This window comes from Deinococcus murrayi DSM 11303 (assembly GCF_000482805.1).
GTDB classification, from domain to species: domain Bacteria; phylum Deinococcota; class Deinococci; order Deinococcales; family Deinococcaceae; genus Deinococcus; species Deinococcus murrayi.
In genome coordinates, this window is sequence record NZ_AXWT01000038.1 from 7,501 (window position 1) to 14,845 (window position 7,345).

9 protein-coding genes (1 of these 9 cut by a window edge) are annotated in these 7,345 nt (G+C 64.1%); 3 read left to right on the forward strand and 6 right to left on the reverse strand.

Features of this window, described 5'->3' with window-relative positions:
* From H565_RS0108505 to H565_RS0108515, 3 genes are all read left to right on the forward strand, one after another.
* On the forward strand, positions 1–48 hold the 3' end of the coding sequence (locus H565_RS0108505) for a glutaredoxin family protein (RefSeq protein ID WP_025567292.1). It extends 207 nt beyond the left edge of the window; the window shows 48 of its 255 coding nt (coding positions 208–255); its start codon lies beyond the left edge, outside the window; the stop codon is at positions 46–48.
* Entirely contained in the window at positions 45–425 is a 381-nt protein-coding gene (locus H565_RS0108510; RefSeq protein ID WP_017871621.1) for an ArsR/SmtB family transcription factor, read from the forward strand. The genes H565_RS0108505 and H565_RS0108510 overlap by 4 nt, the downstream gene beginning before the upstream one ends.
* 111 nt (positions 426–536) lie before the next feature.
* Positions 537–3,494, forward strand: coding sequence for a Tn3 family transposase (locus tag H565_RS0108515; protein WP_027460667.1), 2,958 nt, complete (start codon positions 537–539; stop codon positions 3,492–3,494).
* 301 nt (positions 3,495–3,795) lie between these two features.
* Here the strand turns inward: H565_RS0108515 and H565_RS15745 are convergent, their stop codons facing one another.
* The 6 genes from H565_RS15745 to H565_RS16605 all read right to left on the reverse strand — a co-directional run.
* A complete protein-coding gene (locus tag H565_RS15745; protein WP_051363495.1) occupies positions 3,796–4,374 on the reverse strand; it encodes a hypothetical protein in 579 nt (192 codons plus the stop codon).
* 111 nt (positions 4,375–4,485) lie between these two features.
* Positions 4,486–5,166: a recombinase family protein gene (locus H565_RS0108530; protein WP_027460668.1), complete on the reverse strand. Its 681-nt coding sequence runs from the start codon at positions 5,164–5,166 to the stop codon at positions 4,486–4,488.
* A 97-nt stretch (positions 5,167–5,263) separates the two neighbouring features.
* On the reverse strand, positions 5,264–5,635 hold the full coding sequence (locus H565_RS15750; RefSeq protein WP_027460669.1) for a type II toxin-antitoxin system PemK/MazF family toxin: 372 nt from the start codon (positions 5,633–5,635) through the stop codon (positions 5,264–5,266).
* Positions 5,632–6,018 carry a helix-turn-helix domain-containing protein gene (locus H565_RS15755; RefSeq protein WP_051363496.1) on the reverse strand — a complete coding sequence of 129 codons (387 nt, stop codon included), beginning with the start codon at positions 6,016–6,018 and terminating at the stop codon, positions 5,632–5,634. The genes H565_RS15750 and H565_RS15755 overlap by 4 nt, the downstream gene beginning before the upstream one ends.
* Positions 6,019–6,154: 136 nt before the next feature.
* Entirely contained in the window at positions 6,155–6,910 is a 756-nt protein-coding gene (locus tag H565_RS16385; protein ID WP_157468934.1) for a membrane protein insertase YidC, read from the reverse strand.
* Positions 6,911–6,913: 3 nt separating this feature from the next.
* Positions 6,914–7,345: type IIL restriction-modification enzyme MmeI (locus H565_RS16605; RefSeq protein WP_051363497.1), on the reverse strand; the 432-nt coding region annotated here is incomplete at its 5' end.

Here is a 7,345-nt window from a genome sequence, read left to right on the forward strand (position 1 = left end):
GACCAGCGCCCCCTGCTGGAGGCCGCTCTGCGGGAGAATGGAGTATGACCACCACAACTGAACCCAAGACCGACCGCGCGGCGGACTGCGAGGTTCACTGCGTTCACCCGGAGGCGGTGGCGCGGGTGGAGGCGGCCTTACCGGATGACGCGCTGATCGAGCGCGCGACCACCCTGACCAAGGTGGTGTCCGACCCCACCCGGCTGCGCATCCTTTCCGCGCTGGCGCTGGAGGAGCTGTGCGTGTGCGACCTGGCGGTGATCGCGGGGATCAACGAGTCCACCATGAGTCATCAGTTGCGCCACCTGCGGGCGCTGGGTCTGGTGACCTTCAAGAAGGTGGGGCGGATCGCGTATTACCGGCTGGCGAACGACCACACCACGCGACTGATCGCGGACATGCTGGCGCACGCCCGGGTCATGTGAGGACGGCGGTCGCAACTGGCGCCCCCTTTCAACCTGCGTCTTTCCCAGGGTGTTGACTCCTGCTGATGTGACCCGTTGAACAGCTAAACAGTCATCGTTCAAGGAGACTCCGTGCACCAACACTGGACCATTGAGGACTTGATCGACGACTGGACCCTTCTTCCTACCGAGCAGGCTCTCCTCGCGGGCAGCCAGGAGGCCAATCGCCTTGGCCTCGCGGTGATGCTCAAAGCCTTCCAGTACGAGGGCCGATTCCCGGCCCGCATGAGGGACGTTCCCCAGGCCGCCGTGGAGTTCGTCTCTCGTCAAGTGGGCGTCGAGGTCACGCAATTCGAGCGGTACGATTGGCGGGGGCGCAGCAGTTCCACCCACCGCGCCCTGATCCGCGAGTTCTGCGGCTACCGGGCCTTCGCGGAAGCGGATGTGCCGCCACTCGTGGACTGGATGTGCGAGCACGCCCTGCCCAGAGAAGAGCGCCAGGACCTTCTGAAACTGAAAGCTCTGGCCCTGGATCACCTGCGGGATTCACGAATCGAGCCACCGACCCACGCGCAACTGGAGCGCCACCTGGCCTCGGCGGAGCGCACCTTCGAGACGAAGTTGTGTGGGCTGGTCTTCTCCCGCCTGGACCCAGCTCGGGTCCAGGCTTTGGACGACTTACTGCGAGCCACCGTCGCGGACGAAGACGAGCCCGAGGCCGACCGAACCTCGCTGATCCATTCGCTGCGGACTGACTCCCGCAGGCCGGGACTGGAAAGCGTCGAGCAGCAGATCGCCAAGCTGGGGCGACTGCGCGCTGTGGGCCTGCCGAGAGGGCTGTTCGAGGGCGTGCCTATCGGTGTGCAGCGGCGGTACCGGGAGCGAACGGGGGTAGAGACACCCAGCGAGCTGCGCGCCCACCCGGAGGCGATCCGGGCGACCCAGCTCGCCGCGTTCGTTCAGCTCCGGCTCGGCGAGATCACGGACTCACTAGTGGACCACCTCATCCATACCGTCCACAAGATCGGCGCCCGGGCCGAGCGGCGGGTCGAGAAACGCATCCTGGCCAATATCAAGAAGACCTCCGGTAAGGACCGCCTGTTCGAGAGATTGCTGGAAGCGGCACTGGACAACCCCGAAGGGACGGTGCGGGAGGTGCTGTTCCCCGTCATGGGGGAGGAGCGTCTGCGCGACCTGCTGCGGGAGTTCCGGGCCAGAGGGTCGTACCGCCAAGAGGTGCATATGCACCTCCGGTCCTCATACAAGCAGCACTACCGTCGCATGACCCCGGGGCTGCTCACCGCTCTGGAGTTCCGCTCCAATAATTCAGCACACCAGCCTGTCATTGACGCCCTGGCGCTCGTCAAACGCTACCTGAACAGCAAGGCGCTCAACTATTCCACTTTTGAAGAAATCCCCGTGCAGGGCGTGATCGCCAGGAACATGCAGGACCTCATCCTGGAGACGAACGAGGACGGCGAGGTCCGGCTGAACCGGGTGAACTACGAGGTCTGCGTCCTCGACGCCTTGCGGGACGCCCTGCGTTGCCGGGAGGTCTGGGTGGTAGGCGCCGACCGCTACCGCGACCCGGACGCCGATCTACCTGCGGACTTCGAGCAGCAGAAGACCGAATATTTCGCGGCCCTGAAGCAGCCCCAGGAGGCGACCCAGTTCGTGACGGGGTTGCGCGAGCGGCTCCATGACGCCCTGGTGCGTTTCCATGCGGATCTGCCGAAAAACGAGAAGGTTCGCGTCGTCTCCAAGGACGGGGGACGCTTCGGTGTGACGCCGCTGGACCCGCAGCCCGAGCCGCCCACCCTGGGGGCGATGAAAGGGGAGCTGGGGCGACAGTGGCCGGGCACCGGCCTGCTGGACATGCTCAAGGAGGCTGACCTGGACGTGGGCTTCACCGACCTGCTGCGCAGCGTGCTGACCCGGGAGATTCTTCCCCGGGCGGAGGCGCAGAAGCGCCTCCTGCTGTGCCTGTTCGGGCTGGGAACGAACATGGGCCTCAAGCGCGTTGCCTCCGGCGACACCATCACCCCCGATCAACTGCGCTATGTCCGCAAGCGGTACATCACCCGCGAGGGCCTGCGGGCGGCCAACGCCCAGCTCGTGAACGCCATCCTGGCGGCGCGCCGCCCCGACCTCTGGGGCGAGGGGACCACGGCGTGTGCCTCGGACAGCAAGAAGTTCGGGGCGTGGGACGGCAACCTGCGCACCGAGTGGTCGGTGCGCTACGGGGGCCGGGGCGTGATGATCTACTGGCACGTCGAGCGCAAGGCCACCTGCATTCATTCGCTCCTGAAGACCTGCTCTTCTTCCGAGGTGGCCGCCATGATCGAGGGCGTCCTGAGGCACTGCACCGAGATGGAGGTGGAGCGGCAGTACGTGGATTCCCACGGCCAGAGCGAGGTGGGCTTCGCCTTCACCCACCTGCTGGGCTTTGACCTGTTGCCACGGCTCAAGGACATTGCCGGGCAGAAGCTGTACCTGCCGGACCTCGCGCTGAGTGAACAGCTTCCCCTGCTGAAGCCCGTTGCCGCGCAACGGGCCATCCGGTGGGAGCTGATTGAACAGCAGTACGAGCCGATGGTGAAGTACACGACCGCGCTGCGTCTGGGGCTCGCAGACCCCGAGTCCATCCTGCGGCGCTTCACGCAGGCCAATGCCCAGCATCCGGTGTATGCGGCCTTGAAGGAACTCGGCAAGGTGATCAAGACGATCTTCCTGTGCGAGTACCTGGGGAATGAAGCCCTGCGGCGGGAGATCCACGAGGGATTGAACGTCGTGGAGAACTGGAACGCGACGACGGACTTCGTGTTCTACGGCAAGGGGGGTGAGATCAGCACCAATCGGCTGGAGGATCAGGAGGTCAGCATGTTGTGCCTGCACCTGGTGCAGAACTGCCTGGTGTACGTGAACACCTTGATGCTCCAGCGCGTGTTGGAGGACGACCAGTGGCGGGAAAGGATGACCGCGGAGGATTGGCGGGGCCTGACGCCGCTGATCTACCAGCACGTGAATCCGTACGGCATCTTCCGTCTCGACATGACCACCCGGCTGGATTTAGGGCGGGCCGCAGCCTAAGCGCGACGCAACAGAGCGGCCAGGTGAACCAGCACCTTCCTGTCTAGCCCTTTTGCGAGCCAGCGCAGCGACCCTGGCGGAGGCCCAGGTCCAGCAGTGCCCACAAAACGTCCATCTCCTCTCCCTGAAGAACCCAGCTTCTTACCACCCTCCGCGAGGTGTCGCCGGGCCGGGGGCGTCAATACGCGCTGTGGTGGCGGATGTGGGTGAGGCTCCCCCTGTGGGCGCGGTGGCTGCTCGGTCTGGTGTTGCTTATGGCGGGCATCTGGCAGAGCGTGACCGGGGGATAACCCTCCCGGCGTCACTGCCTCAACAAGGCCCGCAACAGTCGCACCAATAGGGGCGCGGGGCGGGGTGTCGGCGTGGCGCTCGGGGGGGCAGGCGCAGGGCGGGCGCGTACTTCCTCGCGGAGTTCACGCAGCGCCTGGGCCTGCTGCTGCTGGGCATTCCCCAGGGCGCGGAGGGCGGCGGCGATCTCGGCGTCTCGCTCATCGAGGCCGCGCAGTAGGGCCGTGATGCCTTCGCCCTGGCGCTGCACCTGGGCGGCTAGGTCGTCCAGCTTCTCCAACGCCCGCCCTGCGTCCGGGGGGGCGGGCACGTCCACTAGGCGCACCAGGTCGCGGCCTTCGCGGATGGCAAGCAGGGCGGCGCGGGTGCTTTCGGCGTGGCCGTCCCTCACGGCTTCATGGGCGGCCATGACCCGCTGGGTGGCTTCTGGCGTCCAGAGTCGGCGGTGCTGGGCATCCCTCGGCAGCGACTCAAAGACCTGTTCATAGTCCGCAGAGATGCGCCGGAAGGTCGAACCGCTCACCCCGAGGCGGGCGGCAACGTCACCGGGCGCGTAGTGGACGCGCTCGCCCCTCTCTGTGACTGTTTGCACGTTCTGTACGATAACCTGGGGATGACACGCTCGGGGGGCGGGCGACGCTCGGGCGCATGGGCGGCGCTCGGGCGGGCGCTGGGGCGAGCGCGTAACCTACGGCCTGGGGAGCTAATCCTTCTCGGTGGTTGGCTTCGTTCTGTCGAGCAGCCGCTTAACCTGTACTGCTGACCAGTTGCCGCCCTGGCGAGTAGAGAAGCCATGACCCTGAAGATGAGCTGCTATCTCTCGCAAACTGTGGCCCTGGCTGCGCAGATTCCGGGCGTAAGCCGTGGCGGTTCTCATGGCGTTGACTGCCGCTGATCGGGTGGCGGCAGCTCCGGCCTGCCGGGCCTTCTGAGTGAGGTTCTCCGGCTTCCCCAGGGACAGCCCACGGGCCTTCCGGGCGGCCAGAGCCGCTTTGGTTCGGGTGGAGATCAGGGCGGCTTCCCGCTCGGCCACGGCGGCCATGACGTGAATGGTTAGGTTGTCCGCCTCGGGCATGTCTACGGCGACGAAGCGCACGCCACTTTCCATCAGGGAAGCGACAAAGGCGACGTTGCGGGCCAGGCGGTCCAGCTTGGCGATCAGCAGGACCCCGCCCGCGCGCCGGGTGCGCTCTAGGGCGGCCATCAGCTCAGGCCGTGCCCGCTTACGGGTGCCGGTCTCGATCTCGGTGAACTCGGCCATCAGCTCCAGGCCTTGTGCCCTGGCATAGGTCAGCACGGCGGCGCGCTGGGCCTCTAGTCCCAATCCAGACTGGCCCTGCTTGGCGGTGGAGACGCGGTAGTAGGCGACGGCGGGGAGGATCACCCGTACATGTTACAGGGCGCATCGGGGCGTTCAAGAACTGTAACACGTCAAAAACAGATGTTTTCTGTTGCCGTGTCCCCCCACTGCTCCAGCAGTGTCACACGCTGAAGATGAGCCGCACCGCTGCGTGAACCGGGGCGTACTCCTCCGGGGTCAAGGTGCCTAAGTAGCGGGACACGCGTGAGGCGTCGAGGGCGCGTGTCTGGTCGATAAGGGCGATGGAATCCACACGTAGCCCACCCGCACCGGCCCTTAGCACGGGATACAGGTCAGGGGCCGCCGTCACCCACGCCTGCCCCCGGAAGGTGGTCACTGGGGCGAGCATCAGCACCGGGAAGCGGGGTCGCCCGGCATTGGTGGGCAGCCCGACCAGGACGGCAGGGCGGGGGCCTTCCTGTTCATGCCCGCTCGGGTCATGTTCGGGGAAGTCGGCCACGAACACCGCGCCGGGCGTCAGGGCCACCGTCACTCGCCACCAATGGCGAGTTCACCGTCAGGTCCCACCCGCACCGGCTCGCCCAGGGTGTAGGGGTCTGCGCCGCCCCAGTCGTACGGCTCGAACTCACCCAGGCGCGAGGCATCGCCGTCCAGCCACGCCCGCGCTTCGCGGTCAGGCCCCGGCACCGTGACCGCTTGCAGCAGGTCGGCAGGGCTGACCGGCTCGCCCGTCAGCTCCTCCAACGTACTCATGACGGCCCCCAGGGTGCTCAGGTCAACGCGGCTCGCCTCACCCCGCGCGAGGGCGTACACGGTGCGCTCGCTGACCCGCCCGCGCGCCGCCTGGACCAGTCGGTAGGCGCTCAGGCCGTGCGCGGCCAGATAATGCCGGAGAGTGAACTGAACCGTTCGCATAGTGGCAACATCTTACCAGTAACGATGCTGGGTTTTCTTGACTTGCAGCAGGGGGAGGTTCCGGGCCTCCGCGTTCCCCGCTTGGAAGTGTTGGGAACAAAAACACCCAGCGCAGTGCCGGGTGTCAGGGTCGAATTCAGGGTTTACCTGCCCCGCTCTTTGTCACCGGATCGGTCGCGGGGGCGGGGACCGTTGTTGCCTTCCCTGATGTCTGTTCCTTTGTGGACGTCGATGTAGTCGGGCTTGGGGCGGGCGTCTGGATCTGGCTGGGGGTTGGGTTGCTGCTGGGGGCGTTCGTCGTTGGCCATGTCGAGTTTAGGCTACCAGTTTGGGGAGCCGAGACGGGAACTTTGCTCAGAACAATGTAAATCAGGGCAAGGAACAGCACTCCACCCAAGACCTTCTGCTGATTATTCACGCATTCACCTTTGCATTTAATCAGTTCAAGATTCCAACCATATAAATCTTGTATGTTCTCAAAATTGCTTCTCAGAACTCCGTTGGGGTACTTTGTTTCCTCTCTCAACTCCCGAAGCTGCTTTTTGCTGGGCATTTTCACGCCCCTTGGCTTGACTGCTTGAATATGAAAATAATAAACGTAGCCTACGCAGATAGCAGATAGAATTATAGCCAAAAGGTCAAACCATTTTAAGGTTGCTATCTCTGGAGGCTTCCTAATCAAAAATGCAAATCCCATGATTGCGGTTGCAGCAGTCAAGTTATTTCGAGATTTCTCTTCTAGACTCTTAATCACATTTTCCGAATAAGAGAACATTTCTTTTGAAAACTCATAAATCTTCTCGTACCGCTTAACCTCGTCGAATTTAGGATGCTCTGGAAGAGCAGTGGATTTTATTTCTGTCTGGCTTCCTGAATCTAAATCTGCATCCATAAATTAGCTTTTCGTGGTACGTGATTTACGGACTCGTTTCGGTGTGGCCTGGCTTTCCAGCGTTGGCACTAGCTCCTGATACTTGGTCAGCAGCAGGGCGAGGCGTTGCGCCTCCGTGCTGCTCCCCTTCAGGCCGTATAGGGCTTCTACAGCGCGGTCAAGGGCGTTGTGAGCGGTGCGAAGTTCGGCGGGCATGAAGTTTGGGTCGTACATCTGGGCGAGGGTGCTGCTGGGGTACTTCTCGCGGGCCTCCAGCACCTGACGGGCGGCCCTCTCGACGGCGGCCACCTGCGCGGGCTTCAGGGCGGCGCGGTCAGGCCAGGGGAACGTGTTGTAACTGAGGTCTTTGCTGTACCTGTAGCGGCTTTCGAGGCGTCCGCTTGGTCTGCTCCCCGAAAACTGGACGGTCAGGACTAGAGACTCAGGCTCGCCCCC

Coding starts and splice junctions, on each gene's coding strand:
- H565_RS0108510 (WP_017871621.1), top strand. CDS start 45: ATGACCACCACAACTGAACCCAAGACCGACCGCGCGGCGGACTGCGAG.
- H565_RS16385 (WP_157468934.1), bottom strand. CDS start 6,910: ATGGATGCAGATTTAGATTCAGGAAGCCAGACAGAAATAAAATCCACT.
- H565_RS15755 (WP_051363496.1), bottom strand. CDS start 6,018: ATGCGAACGGTTCAGTTCACTCTCCGGCATTATCTGGCCGCGCACGGC.